General features: G+C 39.0%; 15 protein-coding genes and 1 pseudogene. 15 read left to right on the plus strand and 1 reads right to left on the minus strand.

Annotated elements, in window-relative coordinates:
* Positions 1-518: 518 nt before the first annotated feature.
* The 5 genes from L656_RS0119470 (at position 519) to ihfA (ending at position 6,315) form a co-directional block, all read left to right on the plus strand.
* Positions 519-1,574 (plus strand): DUF2066 domain-containing protein, encoded by a 1,056-nt coding sequence (locus L656_RS0119470; protein WP_024600451.1) that lies wholly within the window; start codon positions 519-521, stop codon positions 1,572-1,574.
* On the plus strand, positions 1,574-2,284 hold the full coding sequence (gene hda / locus L656_RS0119475; RefSeq protein WP_024600452.1) for a DnaA regulatory inactivator Hda: 711 nt from the start codon (positions 1,574-1,576) through the stop codon (positions 2,282-2,284). Before L656_RS0119470 ends, hda begins: the two co-directional genes overlap by 1 nt.
* 345 nt (positions 2,285-2,629) lie before the next feature.
* Positions 2,630-3,610 (plus strand): phenylalanine--tRNA ligase subunit alpha, encoded by a 981-nt coding sequence (pheS, locus tag L656_RS0119480; protein WP_002960692.1) that lies wholly within the window; start codon positions 2,630-2,632, stop codon positions 3,608-3,610.
* A gap of 15 nt (positions 3,611-3,625) precedes the next feature.
* On the plus strand, positions 3,626-6,013 hold the full coding sequence (gene pheT, locus L656_RS0119485; RefSeq protein WP_024600453.1) for a phenylalanine--tRNA ligase subunit beta: 2,388 nt from the start codon (positions 3,626-3,628) through the stop codon (positions 6,011-6,013).
* Positions 6,014-6,015: 2 nt separating this feature from the next.
* Positions 6,016-6,315, plus strand: a complete 300-nt coding sequence (gene ihfA, locus L656_RS0119490) for an integration host factor subunit alpha (RefSeq protein ID WP_002960690.1) — start codon at positions 6,016-6,018, stop codon at positions 6,313-6,315.
* 86 nt (positions 6,316-6,401) lie between these two features.
* Here ihfA and L656_RS0119495 read toward each other — a convergent pair whose 3' ends face one another.
* Positions 6,402-7,202 carry a DUF2989 domain-containing protein gene (locus L656_RS0119495; RefSeq protein WP_024600454.1) on the minus strand — a complete coding sequence of 267 codons (801 nt, stop codon included), beginning with the start codon at positions 7,200-7,202 and terminating at the stop codon, positions 6,402-6,404.
* A 174-nt stretch (positions 7,203-7,376) separates the two neighbouring features.
* On the opposite strand from L656_RS0119495, the gene L656_RS0119500 reads away from it, so the two are divergent.
* The 10 genes and pseudogenes from L656_RS0119500 to ccoG all read left to right on the plus strand — a co-directional run bounded on the left by L656_RS0119500 (position 7,377) and on the right by ccoG (position 20,487).
* Positions 7,377-8,819, plus strand: coding sequence for a glyceraldehyde-3-phosphate dehydrogenase (locus tag L656_RS0119500; RefSeq protein ID WP_024600455.1), 1,443 nt, complete (start codon positions 7,377-7,379; stop codon positions 8,817-8,819).
* A 183-nt stretch (positions 8,820-9,002) separates the two neighbouring features.
* Positions 9,003-10,130, plus strand: a complete 1,128-nt coding sequence (locus L656_RS0119505; protein WP_024600456.1) for a M14 family metallopeptidase — start codon at positions 9,003-9,005, stop codon at positions 10,128-10,130.
* 380 nt (positions 10,131-10,510) lie between these two features.
* Entirely contained in the window at positions 10,511-12,013 is a 1,503-nt protein-coding gene (locus L656_RS0119510) for an alanine/glycine:cation symporter family protein (RefSeq protein WP_024600457.1), read from the plus strand.
* 139 nt (positions 12,014-12,152) lie between these two features.
* Complete coding sequence (locus L656_RS0119515; protein ID WP_007580349.1) at positions 12,153-12,479, plus strand: hypothetical protein; 327 nt, start codon at positions 12,153-12,155, stop codon at positions 12,477-12,479.
* 1 nt (position 12,480) lies between these two features.
* Positions 12,481-12,762: a YeaC family protein gene (locus L656_RS0119520; RefSeq protein WP_007378333.1), complete on the plus strand. Its 282-nt coding sequence runs from the start codon at positions 12,481-12,483 to the stop codon at positions 12,760-12,762.
* A complete protein-coding gene (locus L656_RS0119525) occupies positions 12,752-15,433 on the plus strand; it encodes a DUF349 domain-containing protein (protein ID WP_024600458.1) in 2,682 nt (893 codons plus the stop codon). Before L656_RS0119520 ends, L656_RS0119525 begins: the two co-directional genes overlap by 11 nt.
* Before the next feature lie 100 nt (positions 15,434-15,533).
* Positions 15,534-16,088 carry a DUF1439 domain-containing protein gene (locus L656_RS0119530; RefSeq protein ID WP_002960677.1) on the plus strand — a complete coding sequence of 185 codons (555 nt, stop codon included), beginning with the start codon at positions 15,534-15,536 and terminating at the stop codon, positions 16,086-16,088.
* A 68-nt stretch (positions 16,089-16,156) separates the two neighbouring features.
* Entirely contained in the window at positions 16,157-17,461 is a 1,305-nt protein-coding gene (locus L656_RS0119535; protein ID WP_024600459.1) for an ABC1 kinase family protein, read from the plus strand.
* A gap of 93 nt (positions 17,462-17,554) precedes the next feature.
* A pseudogene (locus L656_RS01000000122445) lies at positions 17,555-18,959 on the plus strand (sigma-54 interaction domain-containing protein).
* Positions 18,960-19,104: 145 nt separating this feature from the next.
* Positions 19,105-20,487, plus strand: a complete 1,383-nt coding sequence (gene ccoG / locus L656_RS0119545; RefSeq protein WP_024600460.1) for a cytochrome c oxidase accessory protein CcoG — start codon at positions 19,105-19,107, stop codon at positions 20,485-20,487.
* The last annotated feature ends 15 nt before the right edge of the window (positions 20,488-20,502 follow it).

The raw sequence follows: 20,502 nt of genomic DNA on the forward strand, positions 1-20,502 counted from the left end.
TCGGGCTTTTTTACGTCTGCAGAAAAGTAAAATGCGCGCAATTAATAGACACTCACATTAACATCCATCGCGTAGGGCGGGCGTAGTGACTCCCGATCCAATAATAGTGTACATATATTATGTGACACTTTACCGCTCTGGGCACTACGGCATTCTACTTCGTAGCGTACCGACCTCAAATTGTAGAGAGCCGACTAGAAATAGTCGGGCTTTTTTATGTCTGCAGAAAAATGAAATGTGAGCGAATAACGAATATTCTAAGCCGTAACATCATCGAGTAATTGCATTAATACCTTAATGATCAAACTAGACCCGAAAGGTTCGCGTTTTAAAAGTGTAGTAAAGTTAAATGTAGGTGAATAGCGTACAACTCACTCAACTATCTTATTCATATTTAATCTTTTTTACTTTCTATAAAAGCTAATTACTTTCATTTCCTTAGATAACAAATTTAATTTTGCTTTGTTACTGTCTTTGATTTAGGATCAAATCAGTTTAAAACCAAGAACTAACAGCCTGTGTATAGATTATTAATTAGCGCCATATCCATTTTATTTTGTTTTTCTGCGTCGGCAGTTGAAGTGACTGATCTATATCAAGATATTTTAAAAGTGGATGACAAAACACGAGACACTCGATTAGCTGCGAGTCGTAAAGCTTTGCTCAATGTTTTAGTGAAAGTAAGCGGTGATGAAACTGCGGATCAAAATAAATTAGCACAGCAACGCACTAAAGATATTTCTGATTATATGCTTAAGTTTGAATATGACGAGAGAGCAAATGGACAATTGAAACTCGTTGTTAAATTTGAAGCTCGAAAGATCAATGCGTTAATCAAAGAGTTAAACTTACCTTTATGGGGAGTGCAACGCCCGTTAGTCGCAATATGGTTAGGTATTGAGGACAATTGGCGCAGAGAATTAGTAACACAAGAAAGTTACCCGCAATTAGAGCAGTTAATTTATGACAAAGCAGGACGCCGTGGTCTACCTGTCGTTGTGCCATTACTTGACTTACAAGATAGACGTTTAGTAGGTATTCCTGAGGTATGGGGTAACTTTTCAGAACCAGTAGAAGAGGCCTCTAGGCGCTACAGTGCTGAGCGAAGTATTACAGCAAGAATGTATAAAGAAGCAGATAGCGAAAATTGGATTTTAGATTGGCGTTTTACTAATGATGATCAATTTGATTCAAATAGATTAACGGGCGATAAGCAGCAAATAGTGAGCCAAATGATTGATTCCTTAGCTCGAGGCCTTGCAAGCGAGTACGCTATTGATCCAAATGCTTATTATGAACAAGCCGCGGCCACGCTAACATTAAAAGGCACGCAAAGTTTTGTTGATATTGAATTAGCAAAGCAAAGATTATTGAATTTAAGCGTTGTTACGCAAGTTAAAATTGTTCGTAAAACACCAGAATTTGTAGAATTTAAACTAAACCACACTGGTAACCTAAGCGATCTTAAAAAAGGGTTAGGGCTAGACTCCTCATTTAAAGATTATGAGGATCCACGCGCTTTTTATCATGTTGTTGATAAAAATAGCTTAGAGTATCAATGGATAGCGCCATAATGCTAACTTCTGAGCCGATGCAAATGGCATTACCGGTTACCTTGCCGGATGACGAAACATTTGCATCGTACTTTGGTGGGGAAGATTCGTTAGAGGTTAACCATTTAAAAGATAGCTTTTCGAAGTTAGCTAAAAAGTTTCAGTATACTTATTTATGTGGGTTAGGTGATTCGGGTAAGTCTCACCTTTTGTATGCAACCTGTATTAAAGCACAAGAGCGTGGCCTATCTAATATGCTGCTGTCTATGCGCGAAGTAGTTGACTTTGGACCTATGGTATTAGACGGTTTAGAAGCGCTTGATGTTCTATGTATTGATGACGTGCATTTAGTTGCAGGGAATGATGCATGGGAAAAAGCACTATTTAACTTTTTTAACCGGTTTAACGAACCCGGAAAAATGTTAGTAGTAACTGCCGATTTACTTCCTAGCATGCTCAATATCTCGCTGCCTGACTTAGAGTCTCGTTTAACGTGGGGGACAACCTTTCAAATTCGTTCTATGAGTGATGACGATAAAGCACAAGCACTTGTTAAGCGCGCTCATATGCGCGGTCTTGAATTAAGTGATGAGTGTGCACGCTTTTTACTAACCCGTTTAAGCCGTGATATGCGTGCTTTATTAGATGTACTCGACAAATTAGATCATGCATCTATGGCAGCACAGCGAAAATTAACTATTCCTTTTATAAAATCAACGTTAAAGCTGTAGTAGGTCTAGAATCTAGACCCTTCTTTCAGTTATCATAAGCTATTATCAGAGCGTGTTTACCTTTCCTGATTGGAATTTGTTTAACTTAAGAGTGCTTTAATCACGTCGTGAGGACTTTAGCATAGTATTTATATGCGAAACCCGAACAACAAAGAGAGTAGCCTCCGAGATAAACACTTCAAACTGCATGTGTTTGGTCTTTATTTAGCGTTATTGCATGATTTATGTAGGAAACTACAGCCCAATGCTTAACCTTATTTAATAACCAGCCACACTGTTGTAAAGCAATCTTGAAAGGCCAACACGCTCTTAAGCAATCACCTTCTGTGAAAGATCAGGTATCGAATGAACTTAGAAAACATATTAGCGCAAGCACTTGAGGCGGTAGCCAGTGCCAGTGAAATAGCGCAGTTAGAAGATATCAGGGTTAATTACCTTGGTAAAAAAGGCGAAATCACTAGCTTACTTAAAACGTTAGGTAAAATAGCACCTGAAGAACGTAAAGAAGCAGGCCAAGTTATAAACCAAGCTAAACAAGATGTACAAGCTGCTATCAACGAAAAGCGTGAATTGCTAGCAAGTAAAGCACTTGAAGAAAAATTAGCTGCTGAAACTATAGATGTAACTCTACCAGGGCGTGTTATGCCTACTGGCGGTTTACACCCAGTTACGCGCACTATTGAGCGCATAGAAAGCTTTTTCGGTGAGTTAGGTTTTGAAGTTAAATCTGGTCCAGAAATCGAAGACGATTTTCATAACTTTGATGCGCTAAATATTCCAGAGCACCACCCAGCACGTGCAGATCACGATACCTTTTATTTCAATCCTAAATTAGTACTACGCACACAAACAAGTGGCGTGCAAATTCGTACTATGGAAACTGAGCAGCCACCACTGCGTATTATTTCACCTGGACGTGTATACCGTAACGATTACGACCAAACACATACACCTATGTTCCATCAGGTTGAAGGTTTAATGGTTGATACTGATGTTAGCTTTACTGAGCTAAAAGGTATTTTGCATGATTTTTTACGTAACTTTTTTGAAGAAGATATGGAAATTCGTTTCCGTCCTTCATTCTTCCCATTTACAGAACCTTCAGCTGAAGTAGATGTTATGGGTAAAGACGGCAAGTGGTTAGAAGTACTAGGCTGTGGCATGGTACATCCAAATGTACTTAAGTCTGTGGGTATCGACCCAGAAAAATACACCGGCTTTGCCTTTGGCATGGGTGTAGAGCGTTTAACCATGTTGCGCTATGGCGTAAACGATTTACGTGCATTTTTCGAAAATGACTTAAAATTCCTGAACCAGTTCCGTTAAGAGTGAAACAATAAAATGAAATTTAGTGAAAAGTGGTTAAGAGAGTGGGTTAATCCTGCTATTGATACGCAAGCTCTTTCGGAACAGCTTTCAATGGCTGGTCTAGAAGTTGATGGTGTTGAGCCTGCTGCTGCCAAATTTAATGGCGTAGTTGTTGGTGAAGTTGTTGAATGTGAGCAGCACCCTGATGCAGATAAACTGCGTGTTACCAAAATTAACGTCGGTGGCGATGAGCTACTTGATATCGTGTGTGGAGCACCAAATTGTCGTTTAGGTATTAAAGTTGCTGTTGCGACTGTGGGCGCTGTACTTCCTGGTGACTTTAAAATTAAAAAAGCCAAACTACGCGGTCAACCTTCAAACGGAATGCTATGTGCTTTTGTTGAGCTAGGTATTAGCGAAGAAGGCGACGGCATTATGGAATTGCCAAGCGATGCACCAGTAGGCACTGATTTACGTGACTACCTAGGTCTTGATGATAATATTATAGATGTTGATTTAACACCAAACCGTGGTGACTGTTTAGGCATTAAAGGCCTTGCTCGTGAAGTAGGCGTTTTAAACAGTATTGACGTAAATGTATTAGATATTCCAGCGGTTACCCCAACAATTGACGATAAAATATCGATTGAATTAGTGAACGAAGATGCATGTCCTCGTTACCTTGGTCGTGTGATCAAAGGCATTAACCTTGATGCAGAAACACCGCTTTGGATGGTTGAAAAGCTACGCCGCAGTGGCGTACGTTCAATCGACCCAGTAGTTGATGTTACAAACTATGTATTACTTGAGCTTGGTCACCCAATGCACGCGTTTGATTTAAATGCGATTGAAGGTGGTATTAAAGTACGTAGTGCAAACGCAGATGAAGAACTTGTTTTATTAGACGGTAACACCGCTAAATTAAACAACACTACACTTGTGATAGCCGATCATAACAAAGCACTTGCAATAGCGGGTATTTTTGGTGGTGAGCAATCAGGTGTTACAGATAAAACATCTGATATATTACTTGAAAGCGCATTTTTTAATCCTGTAGCAATTGCAGGGCAAGCACGTAGCTACGGTTTACACACTGATGCTTCACACCGTTATGAACGCGGTGTTGATTTTGCTCTGCAACATGATGCAATGGAACGTGCAACAGCGCTACTTCTTAAAATCGTAGGCGGTCAAGCAGGCCCAGTTGTTGAAGCTGTAGCGGCTGACAAACTACCAAAAGTGACTGAAGTACGTCTTCGTCGAGCTCGTTTAGACCGTGTTATTGGTCATCATATTGAAGATGCTAAAGTAACAGATATTCTTACGCGTTTAGGTCTTGATGTTAAAGTAGAAAATGAAAGCTGGAGTGCGGACGTACCAAGCTACCGTTTTGATATTCGCATCGAAGAAGATTTAATTGAAGAAGTAGCACGTGTTTACGGTTACAACAGCATTCCTAATGTTGCACCAACTGCAAAACTTAAAATGACGACGCATAACGAAGCAACTATTGCGCTTAGCAAGTTCCGCAATACGTTAGTGACTCGTGGTTATCAAGAAGCAATTACATACAGCTTTGTAGACCCTAAAGCACAAGCTATTTTACACCCAGAGTGTGAAGCAATGGTATTACCGCACCCTATTTCAATTGAAATGTCAGCGATGCGTGTAAGTTTAATGCCGGGTTTATTAGCGTCTGTAGCGTATAACCAAAATCGCCAACAGCCTCGTATTCGTTTATTCGAACATGGTCTTAAATTTATAAGCGACGAAAGTGCAGAAAATGGTGTTTACCAAGTACCGGTTATTGGTGGCGTTATCACGGGTCTTGTAAATGGTGAACATTGGGTTGAAGAAAAACGTAACGTTGATTTTTACGATTTAAAAGGTGATGTTGAAGCCTTACTTGCAATTACTAATGACGTTACTCGCTTTGAAATTAAAGCCGAGCAGTCAGATGGACTTCATCCTGGTCAATCAGCTGTAATATATGTTGATGGCAAAAAGGTTGGTTTTTTTGGTGCTTTACATCCTCAAGCTCAAAAGTCGTTAGATATCAACAACGCAACTTTTGTTTTTGAAATTGAAATGTCAGCAATAGAAAAAAGAAATTTACCGCAAGCAGAAGGGGTGTCTAAATTCCCTTCAAATCGCCGCGACATCGCGATTTTAGTGGCAGACAGCGTTAAATCTGGCGACATTTTAAGCGTGATCGAAAAAGTTGGCGGAAATCAATTGGTTGACCTAAACTTATTCGATGTGTATAAGGGCAAAGGTATTGAGCCAAATTATAAGAGTTTGGCGATTGCTCTAACACTGCAAGCGGTTGATAGAACACTCGAAGAGAAAGATATCAATCTAGTAGTTGATAACGTGGTGGCCGAATTGGCCGAACAGTTTAATGCATCGTTGAGGGACTAGATATGGCGCTTACTAAAGCCGACATAGCTGAACACCTATTTGAAAAGCTCGGGATCAATAAAAAAGATGCCAAAGATTTAGTTGAAGCGTTTTTTGAAGAAATCCGCTCAGCGCTAGAAAAAGGCGAGCAGGTTAAGCTCTCTGGATTTGGTAACTTTGATCTTCGAGACAAAAAAGAAAGACCAGGCCGCAATCCGAAAACAGGCGAAGATATTCCTATTTCGGCACGTCGCGTGGTGACTTTTCGACCAGGTCAAAAGCTTAAAACCCGCGTAGAAGTGGGCACAAGCAAAGCAAAATAAAAAAAGGCAGCGTAAGCTGCCTTTTTTATTGTCTAAAATAACTCCGCTCTAGCGGAGTTATTTAGTTGTACCGTTAGAAAACTTTTTTAAAACTCTCGAGGAGATACAAAATCACCTGCCATTATTTGCTGAAATGTTTGCTCTGCAAGTACATCTAGGCTGTCTAAGCTTTTACCATTCGTTATTAATTGCTGCTCAATTTCAAACACGTCAATATTTTCAATCCCCGACATTTGCGCTACTTTAGAAAATATATATGCATGTTTAAATTTATCATGTTTATAAAAAAGACTAATAAGTGATGTATACACTTCAGGATTCGGTACGTTGCCTTTTTTATTGAGTTCTAAAGTTTTATAAAGCAAATCGATGGTTTTTTCATCATCAAATTTAATATAGTACGATGCTAGAAAAAATTGCATTTCGGCACTTTGCGTTACACTTTTGTCATTTTCTATCGCTAATAATTTAGTCAGTGCACTTTGGTTATTATTTCGTGACCATTGGTAGTAGAGCAAACCTGGATGGTTTGTATTTTGGGTATCTTGATATAAGCGAGTCATTTCTTTAATGCTCGTTAATTGACCGTCAATACGTGACGTTTTTTTAGCTTTTAACTTAATATGTTCAATTTTAGCGGCCACAGTTATACATTGGTTATAGGATTCAAAGTCCTTGAGTAATTGGTATTTATTTTCATCAGTAGGGTCTTTGTATTCTATGTAACGTTTGATAATCACATCAGAACGCTCATCCTTGCAGTGGCTGTCTTTGTTTAAGTCGCTACAAAAGCCAGGTGTTTCTTTGCACACTTGTGCGAGTGTCAACGGTTCTTCACACCCTGTCAACGTTAGCAAACCCAATAGTACACTTGCTTTTTTAAGCATCCCTTAACCCCAAATGAATATCCACCTTGCTATTCTAACGCAATCATTTAACGCCTAACAGTAGAGAATAACTTCAGATTAAATTAGAATAGCCCTGCCTGAAGTGCATTACTCTCAAAATATAGTGCATTTTTAAAGGCTATCCGTTCAAAATGATAAACTTAGGTAAATAAAATGACCTCATCTCACGAGTTAGAATACACAAATAGTTGGCAAGAGCGCCAAGATTACGCAGAAAGCATGCAACCAATCATTGGTAAACTTTACCGTAATCGTGGTATCGAAATCGCTGTATATGGCCGTCCTCTCGTAAATGCCAGTACTATTGATATTATCAAATCTCATAAAACCGTTGCTCAGTTTGAAGGCACTAAATTACGTTTGCGCGAAAGCTTTCCATTTTTAGAAGCTATCAGCAAAATGGAATTAAACTCTGCGCGTATTGATATTGGCAAACTTGCATATAGCTATTTGTTCACAGAAGCAGCTAAAGGCCGCTCAGTAGAAGAATTTGTAAAAGATGAACTTGCAGAAATAGCTGACTTACCAGCGAAAGAACCACGCGATGTTGTATTGTATGGTTTTGGTCGTATTGGTCGTTTACTAGCGCGTTTATTAATTGAAAAATCAGGTCCATATGCAGATTTACGTTTGCGCGCTATTGTTGTGCGTGGCGGTAAAGATGGGGATCTTGAAAAGCGCGCAAGCTTACTGCGTCGTGATTCAATTCACGGTCCTTTCAATGGTTCAATCACTATTGATAAAGAGCGTAATGCAATTAAAGCTAACGGTAGCTACATTCAAGTTATTTACGCTAACTCTCCTAGCGAAATTGATTACACTCAATACGGTATCGACGATGCATTAATTGTTGATAACACCGGTATTTGGAAAGACGAAGCGGGCCTTGGCCAGCATCTAGAGTGTAAGGGCGCTGCAAAAGTATTATTAACAGCTCCTGCAAAAGGTAATATCAAAAACATCGTATATGGTGTTAATAACAAAGATATTTTACCTGAAGATAAAATCGTTTGTGCAGCAAGCTGTACAACTAATGCAATTACACCAACGCTTAAAGCACTAAACGATAAGTTTGGTATTAATAATGGTCATGTTGAAACTGTACACTCGTACACGAACGATCAAAACCTTATTGATAACTACCACAAAGCAGAGCGCCGTGGCCGTGCCGCAGCACTTAACATGGTAATTACTGAAACAGGGGCTGCAAAAGCGGTTTCAAAAGCATTACCAGAGCTTGAAGGCAAATTAACAGGTAACGCAATCCGCGTACCTACACCTAATGTGTCGCTAGCTATTTTAAATCTTAACTTAGCAACAAGCACATCAGTTGAAGAGCTAAACGCATTTTTACGCGATACTGCACTTCATTCAGACTTACGTGACCAAATTGATTACACCGCATCAACGGAAATTGTATCTACCGATTTAGTAGGTAGCCGTTACGCAGGTGTTGTTGATTCACAAGCAACGATTGTTGAAGATAACCGTATCGTTTTATATGTATGGTACGACAATGAGTTTGGTTATAGCTGCCAAGTAGTTCGTTGTATGCGCGATATGGCCGAAGTGTCATTCCCAAGCTTACCTCGCTAATTTATTTGCAGTGACTTAAAAGCCAGCATGTTGCTGGCTTTTTTGGTCGTGTATTATTTTTAAAGCGTATGCCTTGTGATAGGCTTTAATTAAGAAAATGCACATTCATTTTACTATTTACAAAATAATGTCAGTTCTGTGAATTAATAAACAGATAAACTTATTCAACCTAAAGGTTTTTCCATGAAAATCAGCAGCAATTTCGACAGTGGTAATATCAAAGTTATTGAAGCCACCGATCCTTTAAATATTCAATTAGAAATTAATAAAGATCACCAGTCTGAATTTTATCAGTGGTTTCACTTTCGTCTTGAAACAACACCTTACCAATTGCATAAGTTAAATATTAATGAGCTTGATAAATCAGCTTACCCAGATGGTTGGGAAGGGTATCAAGCTGTTGCATCATATGACCGTCAAACATGGTTTCGCGTACCATCAAGCTATGAAAATGGCACATTAAGCTTTGAAATTGAACCAGAGTGCGGCAGTGTTTATTTTGCTTACTTTGCACCATACAGTTACGACCGCCATTTAGATTTATTGTCTTGGGCACAAAGCCAAGGTGCTTGCCAATTAATAACGCTTGGTGAAACACTCGATGGCCGCGATATGAGTGTGCTTAAAATTGGTGAGCCAAGTGAAGATAAGAAAAACATCTGGATCACAGCACGTCAACATCCAGGTGAAACAATGGCAGAGTGGTATGTTGAAGGTCTACTGCACAAACTTCTTGATGACGAGGATCCACATGCAGCTGCGCTTCTATCAAAAGCAGTGTTTTACGTTGTGCCAAATATGAATCCAGATGGCAGCGCACGCGGACATCTTCGTACTAATGCTAAAGGCGTTAACTTAAACCGTGAATGGCAAACACCAAGTATGGAAAATAGCCCTGAGGTTTACTTAGTGCTTAATAAAATGCGCGAAGCTGGCTTAGATATGCACTTAGACATACACGGTGATGAAGCTATACCTTATAACTTTGTGGCAGGCAGTGAAGGTATTCCAAGTTACGATGCTCGTCTTAAAGGCCTTGAAGATAGCTTTAAAGCTGCGCTTTTGACTATTACTCCAGAGTTTCAAGATGAGCATGGCTATCCAAAAGATGAGCCAGGTCAAGCTAACCTTACGGTAGGTTCATCAGCTACTGCTGAAGAATTCAAAGCATTAACGTACACAATTGAAATGCCATTTAAAGACAACAACGATTTACCTGATCCAGACTATGGCTGGTCAGACCGTCGTTCTTATCAATTTGGTCAAGATACATTAGCGGCTATTGTTAATGTTGTTGATGATTTAAGATAAAACGCTTATCTAAAAGGGTATCAATAGTTTTGATACCCTTTTTGCTTTTAATAAAACCCTTTGTATAAAAAAATAATAATCATATAGCAGCTTTATTCTTAAAACGTTTTCAACGCTTCTTCGCTGCGTATCATCACCGTATCGGTACAAATCAATCTACTTTCAATTAAATACTACAGATATAGTGCCTTGCAACAGATGTGTAATTAGATATTTTGAAAATTAAGTGTTAACAACCTTGGGGTACTTAAGTTAATATTAATTAAATCATGAGTCGGGGCGGAAGAGGTGAAATCTTATTTCGTAAAGCTTATGTAGCGTAGTAGCTAAAACAGAGTCTCGTAATTAAAAAATAATAAATATAACTATAGAGGATATCCATGGAAGCTTTTGTAAGCGCTGTTAATGATGTTGTTTGGAGTAATGCACTCATCTATTTATGCCTAGGCGCAGGCTTGTTTTATTCAGTACTAACTAGATTTGCTCAAGTTAGACATTTTAAAGAAATGTGTAAGTTATTATTTAGTCCTAACACGTCTGATAAAGGTATTTCATCTTTTCAAGCCCTTGCAGTATCGTTGTCTGGACGCGTAGGCGTTGGTAATATCGCAGGTGTGGCAGCAGCTATCGGTTTTGGTGGGCCAGGTGCTATTTTTTGGATGTGGGTTGTTGCTTTTCTAGGTGCAAGTACTGCTTACGCAGAATCTACTTTAGGCCAAATTTATAAAACAGAAGAAGACGGGCAATATCGTGGTGGCCCAGCCTATTATTTTGACCGTTGTTTAGGACAAAAATGGTTGGCTGTTTTATTTGCTGTTTCGGCAATTATTGCATGTGGTGTTTTTCTGCCTGGTGTACAAGCGAATGCGGTAGGTAATGCGTTTACCCAAGTATTTGGCGATGGCAATATGGTCTCGACTAGTTTTGGTGATGTAGGTAGCTTTAAGTTAGTCGCTTTGGCAATAATCCTTATTGTTTTAGCGTTTATTATTTTTGGCGGTATAAAACGTATTGCGAACTTTACGCAAATAGTAGTGCCATTTATGGCGCTTGGTTACATAGTACTGGCATTAATCGTGGTATTTTTAAATTTAGATAAAGTAGGCGATATATTCTATTTAATTATTAGTGATGCATTTACTGCGCAGGCCGGTTTTGGTGCTGCTATTGGTTGGGGCGTTAAGCGTGGTATATATTCTAATGAAGCAGGGCAAGGTAGTGGGCCTCATGCAGCAGCAGCAGCAGAGGTTGATCACCCTGCTCAACAGGGTTTAGTGCAAGCTTTCTCTGTTTATGTTGATACCATTTTTGTATGTACTGCAACAGCACTCATGATTTTAATAACGCAGCAATACAATGTTGTGGGTGAGTTACCAGCAGGGCAGTTCATTGTACAAAATGTTGATGCAGCGACTGAGGTCGGTTCAGCAGCCTTTACTCAAATGGCTTTATTTAGTGTATTTGGCAGCTTTGGACAAGCATTTGTCGGTATTGCATTATTCTTCTTTGCCTTTACCACAATACTCGCTTATTACTTTATTGCAGAAACTAATATTGCTTACTTAAATCGTTATTTTAAAGGCAATATCCCACTTGTCCTCGTGAAGTTCGTGATTATGTTTATGGTTGCATACGGTATGGTTAATAATTCAGGTTATATCTGGACTATTGGAGATATTGGCGTTGGTTTAATGGCCTGGATTAACATATTGGGTATCTTAGCTATTTTCTTTGTAGCTAAGCCTGCTTTACTATGTTTGAGCGATTACGAAGATCAGAAGAAAAAAGGTGGAAAAATCACATTTGACCCTGTCAAACTAGGTATTAAAAATGCCACTTTCTGGGAAAAACGTTTAGGGAAACAGTCAAAAGACACTGAGTAACTAAACTTAATGAGTAACTTGTTAGATTATCGTCTCTAAATCAGTTATTGGTTTGAATTCAAAAAAGACAACGAGAAATAAAACAAGTACAATAAAGGCGCCGAAAGGCGCTTTTTTTATGCGTAGTATGGAGAGAAGTATGGCGATCATTCGTTGCCCAAAATGTGCAAAATCAATTTCAGATAAACATAAGCAATGTCCGCATTGCGAAAGCAATATTGCAGAGCTAAACGACGAGCAAGTTTTACAACTTCAGCGCGAACAGCGAATTAAAAAAAAGCAGATGTTTATAAATCACTCCTTTTTAGCGCTTATCTTATTTTTAGGTGGTTTTTTCTGTTTGTACTTTTTACAACCGCAAGAAAAAACGCTTCAGTGGTATGCTTATACTGCGGCAATTGGCGTAGGGTGTATTTGGTATCTTATTAACCGTATTGTTTTAGTGACTCTAAAAAAGAAAAAATGACATGAATATCGACAATCTTGTACAAAATATTACTCCCGAATTATTCGAACGCTTGCAATACGGTGCGTCTACTGGCAAATGGCCAGACGGAACTGTTTTATCAGACGAGCAAAAGCAACAAACAGTGCAGTTGGTTATGTTGTATCAAGCAAAAGTGGCTCAATCAAACGAGCAATTTACGATTGGTGCTAATGGTGAAATGATCCAAAAGACAAAAGCTCAACTACAAAAAGAATTTAAATCAGACAACGAAATAGCTAGGTTTAGTGAACATGATCTTTAAGCACCTTTTTACACCGAAATGGAAACACCCTAAGCAACAAGTTCGTCTTGATGCTATCGAAAAATTAGATATTGAACGTGATGCAACCATATTAAACACGTTAGCACTTGAAGATAGCTCAGCTGAAATACGCCGTAAAGCGTTGCAAAAAGTAAACGATTTACCACTTTGGTGGAAAGCGTATAAACAAGATCAAGCATTAAAAGATATAGCAGAACTACAAATATCTAATGCTGTTTTAAATAGCGAAAGTGCACTAACACCGCAAATTAAAAGTGAATACATAGAGCGTTTTGCACCCGTTAAAACACTCGAAAAGTTAGCATTTGCAGAGAAAGAACTGCAAGTGCGCGTTAAGTTATTGAAACGTCTAGCAAATCCAAAACTAGTAGAAAAAGCATTTAAAGAAGGTAGCGAAGAGCTACAAGCTCAATTAGTTGAACTTGTTATTACCCATCAATTAATTAAGCCATTAGTAAAGCATGCAAAGGGTGGTGCAAAAGCAGCACTTGAAACGCATATTGAAAATGAGCGTTTAGCAATTGAAATGCCACTGCAGGTTGAAAGTGCAACACGTGTTATTTTAGCTAAGTTAAATGCCTTACGCGAAAAAACAGATTTTGGTGTTGTAAATCCACAAGCCGGCGAATTAATGGTCCAGTGGCAAGCACTTGAGCTAAAATGGCTGAGTGATGAACGCGTTAAGCTTCTTGACGAAAAATATATTTCAATCACAACTAAGTTAGATGCACACATTGAACAGCTAAAAGCGGTACATGATAAAGAGCAGCAGAAATTAGCGCTACAGCAGCGCCAATTGCTAGCACTTGCAACGCTTGAAGCTTTAACTGAAGAAATTGAAAACGCCTTACAGCTAGGCCTTGAAACACCAGAGCAAATTCAACAAGATTGGCTTGATGCAAAAGTAGCGCAAGCTAAGCAAGCTATTAGCGAAACAGAACTAGCTAATAATGCACAATCTAAACTGGCTGTAAGCAAGTTAGAAAAACTATTTACTCAAGTTGCTAAGTTACCTGAGCTAACAATTGCTATTAAAGAGTACAAACTCGCTTTTGCAGCATTATGCGAAATTAAGCCAGCAGAAGATTTAGCACAATACGATGCAATTCTAACTGAATTTAATAATGGTTTTAAAGCAGCGCGTAGTCATTTAAATATTTTAGATGGCGCACTGCAAAGTACCTTTAGAACGCAGTTAAATGCGCATAAAAAGCAATTTTTAGCACCAATGAATGAGCTAGTTAAGCCACTTGAAAAAAACCAAAGCCAAGCAAAACGCAAAGCTCGTGATGTTAAACGCCTGATTGAGGAAGGCCGTTTTAATGTTGCCTTTGGCGTGTTTAAAGGGTTTGAAGAGTTATTTAATACACTCACTGAGCAATATCAACAGCCGCTTATAAATATAAAAGCGGAGCTTGAAGCGCAACTTGCAGATGCTAAAGATTGGCAAAAATACGCAGCAGCACCAAAGCGTGAAGCTTTATTAGAAGAAGTAAGTGCATTAGTAAGTGAAGAGTGTACTGACCCACAACAACGCGCAGAGCAAGTAAAAGTGCTACGCAAGCGTTGGAATGAGTTAGGTCGTTTAGATACAGACGAAGAAAAGCAACAAGGCGTACAGTTTGATGAAAAAATCGAGTTGTTATTTGCACCTTGTCGTAGTTACTTTGCAGAGCAAGAAGTACAACGCGAAGCATCAAAAGCACAACGCGAAAGTATTATTAGCGACATGCACGCGCTTCATTTACAACCTACGGCTGAGGATCACTTTGATTGGAAGCAATATGAAAGCCAATACAACCGTTTAAACAAAGCGTGGCGCAGTGTGGGTAAAGTTGACCCTAAAACATACCGTACACTAAACGATCGTTATAAAAGCGAGCAACAACAAGTACTGGCTTTATTAAACGCATTTCATAAAAGTAATGCTGCACTTAAAAATGAGTTAGTAGAAAAAGCGCAGCAATTATCACAAAGCGATGATTTAGCCGCTGCATGCCAAGAGTTGAAGCAAATGCAGCAGCAATGGCAAACAATTGGTTTTGCAGGTTTAAAAGCTGAAAATGCGTTATGGCAAAAATTTCGTCAATTTAACGATGAAACATTTACTAAACGTAGTAGTGAATTTGAGCAGCAAAAACTTGAGCAAAACGAGTCAGATAAGCAAGCAGTTGCAGAACTCGCTGAGCTTGAAGCAGCACTTAGTGACGTAAATCAAAGAGCACAGTTGCACGACCTAGAAACAAAAGTGAAAGGGTACACGCAATTTAGATCGTTAGCGCCAAAGGTTACTAAGTTGCTAGCAGCTATTGACGATAAACTTGCATTGCTTACAAGCAAATCAGAGCAAGCTAATCTAGATGCGTTAATTACAGCACTTGAAAATAATGAAGCGTTACCAAGTCAGTATCAAGCACCGCTTAAAACTGCATTAAATACAGATCAACTTATTACGCGCATGGAAATACTAGCGAACGTAAGTTCAACCGATAAGTCACTTAGAATGGCAGAACAAGTAGCCATGTTAGATGACAAACATCGTGGCGAACATGCTGATTTAAACTATTATTTAAAACAGTTATTAGCGCTCAGTGCTGGTTCAGTTGAACCTGACACACTAACGCGACTTAAAGCGACACTTGCAGCTTAATGCACTAAAACCAGCGTAATATATGCTGGTTACTATTTTAATAAGCCGCTTTAATAGCGGCTTTTTTATGTACCACTAATTTATAAACAAAAGGGTTCTCATGAGAATTTTAGTTATTATTGCAGCGTTATTTTTAACCGCCTGTAATACCACGCAAGGCATATCAGTATATTCATTTACTAACTCTGAGGTTGAGTCTGTACTGGGTAAGCAATTACCAAAGTTAAGTGAAAAAGTAAGCTTAATGGGTTTGCCGGTTCAGTTTGATGTAAACGACTTAAGTGTAAATATTGGGCCTGATAACCGCGACGTTGTTGTGCTTGGTGCCGATTCAAGCGCTGAAATTAATGCATTCGCACTTAAATACCCAGTGCGTTTAAAGCTACAAATTGAAGGTAGCCCATTTTACGACAGTGAGAAAAAAGCGGTGTTTTTACGTAATATTAAATTACTTGATTCGAGTGTTGATGCCGGTGGTTTTAAAGGTAATTTAGGTGCACTTGATAGCCAAGCAATGGATGTTATTAATGCTTTTTTAGCGGTTAACCCTGTTTATACTCTAAATATGGATGACCCTAAAATGATGCTACTTAGTAAGCTTCCACTTGATATGAAAGTGGTTGAAGGTGCAATTAAGCTAGTACCTCGTCTATAAGTAGATCTACCTACTTACAATATACGTATTAATTAGCCTGACTTTCAGGCTAATTAGGTTTTAATATTATGGCGGCTCCTCGTACTGTTCCCACTTCTCGGCTTTCTCGCTTTGCAAAATTAGGCTCACTTGCCACAGGTGTTGCTACCAACATGTTAGTTGATGGCGCTAAGAGCGCGCTAACCGGTAAAGGTTGGGACAATAAAAGCTTACTACTACAACCTAAAAACATTGAAAAGCTAGCCACACAGCTATCTCATTTACGTGGTGCTGCAATGAAGCTCGGGCAATTACTTTCAATGGATACCGGTGATTTACTTAGTCCTGAATTGGCTCAGTTACTTGCTTTACTACGCTCAGATGCGAATCCAATGCCTCATAAGCAGCTTGTTGAAGTGTTAAAAGAGCAATGGGGGGATGAGTGGCTAGCGCGTTTTTCTCATATTGAATTAAGACCTTTTGCAGCGGCTTCTATAGGGCAAGTTCATTTAGCTTATAAAGAAAATGGCGATCAGCTTGCTGTTAAAATTCAATACCCTAGTATTGAAAAAAGTGTAGTAAGTGATGTAGATAACGTTATTTCTTTATTAACGATTTCTCGATTATTGCCAAAAGATCTTAATATTAAACCACTTATTAGTGAGGCTAAAGCACAGTTATTAGCCGAGGCTGATTATAAGCGGGAGGCTCAGTACTTAATACGTTATAAAAATGCATTAGCAACTAATCCCCATTTTAAAGTACCCAAAGTATATCCAGAGCACAGCACACAACAAGTGCTAACTATGGAATATATAAAAGCAGAGCCCATTGAGAGCATTACAGTGCTACCTGATAGCCAAAAAACCTTTGTTGCAGAGCAACTTATTGATCTGTTTTTTAAAGAAATGTTTGAATTTAAATTAATTCAAACCGACCCTAACTTTGCCAACTTTCATTATCAGCTTGATACACAAAAAATTGTTTTATTTGATTTTGGCGCAACGCGAGAAATATCAACAGAGCTTAGCTTAGCGTATTTAGCTTTATTTAAAGCGGGTAGTGAAAACAACAGAGAAGGTGTACTTAAAGCGGCTTCACATATTGGTTATTTTAAAAATGACTTAGTTGATGAGTATAAAAACAACGTCATTGATTTATTCTTAATGGCGTGCGAGCCACTAAGAGCAGAAGGGGAATTTGATTTTAAAAACAGTGAACTCGCGCTCAAAATTAAAAATGCAGGGCTTGCTCTTAGTGCACAATCTCAGCAATGGCACACACCGCCCGTTGATGCCCTATTTATTCACCGAAAACTTGCAGGGCTTTATTTAATAGCCGCAAGGCTAGGTGCAGAAATAGATGTGAAAACGCTATTTCAGCACTATTTATAGCGTTTTAATGGGCACGTGAGTGCATTTTAAGTAATGAGTGCACTTAGTGTGTAAAATTGCCATAATGCTCGCGATATTTCGCGAGGTGTATTTATGATAAAACAATTTTTAAACGATCCTAAATTATTGCTAAACGCAGTAGGTGAGGGCATATACGGTTTTGACCTATCGGGTAATGCGGTGTTTGTTAATCCTGNCCGGCTGGCGGGCTGAGGAGCTATTAGGTAAAAAAATACACCAATATCATCACCATACTCATGCTGATGGCACACCTTATCCCGCAGATGAATGCCAAATTTACTGCACCATGTTTGACGGCAAACGTCGTGAAGTTAAAAATGAAGTTTTTTGGCGTAAAGACGGTAGCTCATTTGCAGTGGAATACACCTCAACACCGGTTTATCAAAATGATGAGTTAATTGGTGCTGTAGCGGTATTTCGCGATATATCACTGCAACAGCAAACACAAAATGCACTGCAAGAGGCACTTGAGCAAGTAAAGCATTTAAGTGAGCAGCTAAAAGATGAAAACAACTACTTAATTGCAGAACTTAACGAAGATTGGCAAGACTCAGGGCTAGTTGGACAAAGTCATATATTTCAAACCATGTTAGATCAAATAAAACTGGTAAGTGAAACCGACAGCACAGTGCTTATACTTGGCGAAAATGGCACGGGTAAAGAATTAGTAGCCCGTAATTTGTATCGACTAAGCAAGCGTAGCGAACAAGCCTTTATAAAAGTAAATTGCGCCGCATTTACCCCAAGTTTGCTAGAATCGGAACTTTTTGGCCATGAAAAAGGCGCATTTACAGGTGCAAATGAACGCCGTAAAGGGCGTTTTGAACTTGCTGATAAAGGCACCTTGTTTTTAGATGAAATAGCAGAGCTTCCACTTGAGGCGCAAAGTAAACTGCTTAGAGTCCTGCAAGAACAAGAGTTTGAACGTGTAGGTGGCAGCAATACGCTAAAAGTAAATATTAGAGTAATTGCAGCGACTAATCGCGACCTGTGGGAAATGGTACAAAAAGGCACGTTTAGAATTGATTTGTTTTATCGGCTCAATGTATTTCCTATAAAAGTACCCGCCCTTAAAGATCGAAAAGAGGATATTCCTTATTTATGCGCTAATTTAATTGCGCAGCTAAATAAACGACTGGGTAAACATTTAAAGGGGCTAAGTAAAAAAGCAATTACACAACTGCAAGCCTATGATTGGCCAGGCAACATTAGAGAGCTGCAAAATGTACTGGAACGCGAAGCTATTTTATCTAATCAGGCTGTGCTTCAGCTAAGCCAGCCTTTGCAAGCGGGTGGTGAAGTCGTTATTAATCCTTCACTTACGCTTGATGAAGCGCAAAAACAGCATATAACCTCTGTTCTTGCGTTATCGCACTGGCAAATATCGGGCGATAAAGGGGCGGCAGTTAAGTTGGGCTTACCTGAGAGTACACTACGCTCAAAAATGCGAAAGCTGGGAATCACTAAAAAATCGTGATATATCGCGATATGCGCTTTATATCGCGAGTTCGGTTTTTGTTTTTTAAAATAATTTATTTAATATCAATGAAGTAATTAAAGTTTCAGCTTGGTCTGAAAGTTGCAAATACTTGCTTAATACCCGTCATTATGAAGCAAGTACTATGAAGTTTGATATTAAAGAAGAAGACATGATCATTAAGCCCTATAACACCGAGGGCCCAATTTATATCCGCGAGCAAAAAGGATTTTTTCAGCGCATACGCCGTAATTTAGGTTGGCTGTTAATGCTAACTTTTATTGCAATACCGTGGATTCAATATAACGGTCAACAAGCTGTGCTGCTTGATGTGGCAACGCAAACCTTTACTATTTTTGGTTTAACACTCCTTCCTCAAGATTTTATGATTTTAGCCCTGCTATTTATGGTGGGGGCTTTTGCATTGTTTTTTGTAACTAACTGGCTTGGTCGGGTTTGGTGTGGTTATACATGCCCGCAAACAATATGGATGCTCATGTTTTCGTGGGTAGAGCAACGCATAGAGGGCACTCGAAATCAGCGAATTAAATTAGATAAATCTCAGTGGACACTAAGCACTTGGCGAAAAAAAATAACTAAGCACAGTGCGTGGATTGTTATTTCTATTTTAACTGCCACCTCGTTTATGGCGTATTTTATTCCGGCTAAAAGTTTGTATATGGAGATGATCACGTTTGAATGGTCAGGTATTACGAGCTTTTGGGTGTTTTTATTCGCTTTTTGTACTTATGGTAATGCAGGGTTTTTACGCGAAAAAATGTGCACAATTGCTTGCCCTTATTCTCGTTTTCAGGCTGTTATGTTTGATAAAGATACGTTGCTTGTTACATATGATAACGAGCGAGGTGAAAGCCGAGGACCACGTAAACGCAAAGCTGACCCCAAAGAGCTTAACTTAGGTGACTGTGTAGACTGTAACTTGTGTGTAGAGGTATGCCCTGCAGGAATAGATATTCGAAATGGATTGCAATATGAATGTATAAACTGTGGCTTATGTATTGATGCCTGCGACGATACCATGGAGAAATTTGGTTACGAGAAAGGCTTAATTAAATACGCCAGTGAGAAACAAATGGAAGGTAAAAAAACCAATCCATTTAGGTTAAAGCTAGTAGGATATGGCGCATTAACGGCTTTGTTAATAATATCTATGTTTGCATGGATGCTGCAACGTACACCAATAGAAGCCTCAGTACTACGCGATAGGAATGCGCTTTATAGAGTGAACTACGAGGGCCTAGTAGAAAACCCTTACACACTTACTATTATTAATAAAACGCAGCAAGCACTGCATTACAGTATTGCCATAGAGGGTTTACCTGGGGCAACGCTCTCAAGTCCGAAATCTACGCTTGTACAACCGGGTGCGATGAAAAGAGTCCCCGTTACTGTAACAGCCGATGGTTACGATATTGAACGTAAAGTGAGTAAGTTACAATTTGTTGTAACAGCGCAAGAAAACGCCAGCATTACGATAACCAAAGACAGTCAGTTTTACAAAAACTAAGATTGATAAAGCAAG

It is taken from the genome of Pseudoalteromonas sp. TAE56 (assembly GCF_000497955.1).
Classification (GTDB): Bacteria; Pseudomonadota; Gammaproteobacteria; order Enterobacterales; family Alteromonadaceae; genus Pseudoalteromonas.

Excerpts from the sequence above, each read along its gene's own strand:
- ccoG (WP_024600460.1), top strand. The coding sequence starts at position 19,105 with ATGAAGTTTGATATTAAAGAAGAAGACATGATCATTAAGCCCTATAAC.
- pheT (WP_024600453.1), top strand. The coding sequence starts at position 3,626 with ATGAAATTTAGTGAAAAGTGGTTAAGAGAGTGGGTTAATCCTGCTATT.
- L656_RS0119535 (WP_024600459.1), top strand. The coding sequence starts at position 16,157 with ATGGCGGCTCCTCGTACTGTTCCCACTTCTCGGCTTTCTCGCTTTGCA.
- L656_RS0119510 (WP_024600457.1), top strand. The coding sequence starts at position 10,511 with ATGGAAGCTTTTGTAAGCGCTGTTAATGATGTTGTTTGGAGTAATGCA.
- L656_RS0119500 (WP_024600455.1), top strand. The coding sequence starts at position 7,377 with ATGACCTCATCTCACGAGTTAGAATACACAAATAGTTGGCAAGAGCGC.
- hda (WP_024600452.1), top strand. The coding sequence starts at position 1,574 with ATGCTAACTTCTGAGCCGATGCAAATGGCATTACCGGTTACCTTGCCG.
- L656_RS0119515 (WP_007580349.1), top strand. The coding sequence starts at position 12,153 with ATGGCGATCATTCGTTGCCCAAAATGTGCAAAATCAATTTCAGATAAA.
- L656_RS0119520 (WP_007378333.1), top strand. The coding sequence starts at position 12,481 with ATGAATATCGACAATCTTGTACAAAATATTACTCCCGAATTATTCGAA.
- L656_RS0119495 (WP_024600454.1), bottom strand. The coding sequence starts at position 7,202 with ATGCTTAAAAAAGCAAGTGTACTATTGGGTTTGCTAACGTTGACAGGG.
- pheS (WP_002960692.1), top strand. The coding sequence starts at position 2,630 with ATGAACTTAGAAAACATATTAGCGCAAGCACTTGAGGCGGTAGCCAGT.
- L656_RS0119505 (WP_024600456.1), top strand. The coding sequence starts at position 9,003 with ATGAAAATCAGCAGCAATTTCGACAGTGGTAATATCAAAGTTATTGAA.
- L656_RS0119530 (WP_002960677.1), top strand. The coding sequence starts at position 15,534 with ATGAGAATTTTAGTTATTATTGCAGCGTTATTTTTAACCGCCTGTAAT.
- L656_RS0119525 (WP_024600458.1), top strand. The coding sequence starts at position 12,752 with ATGATCTTTAAGCACCTTTTTACACCGAAATGGAAACACCCTAAGCAA.
- ihfA (WP_002960690.1), top strand. The coding sequence starts at position 6,016 with ATGGCGCTTACTAAAGCCGACATAGCTGAACACCTATTTGAAAAGCTC.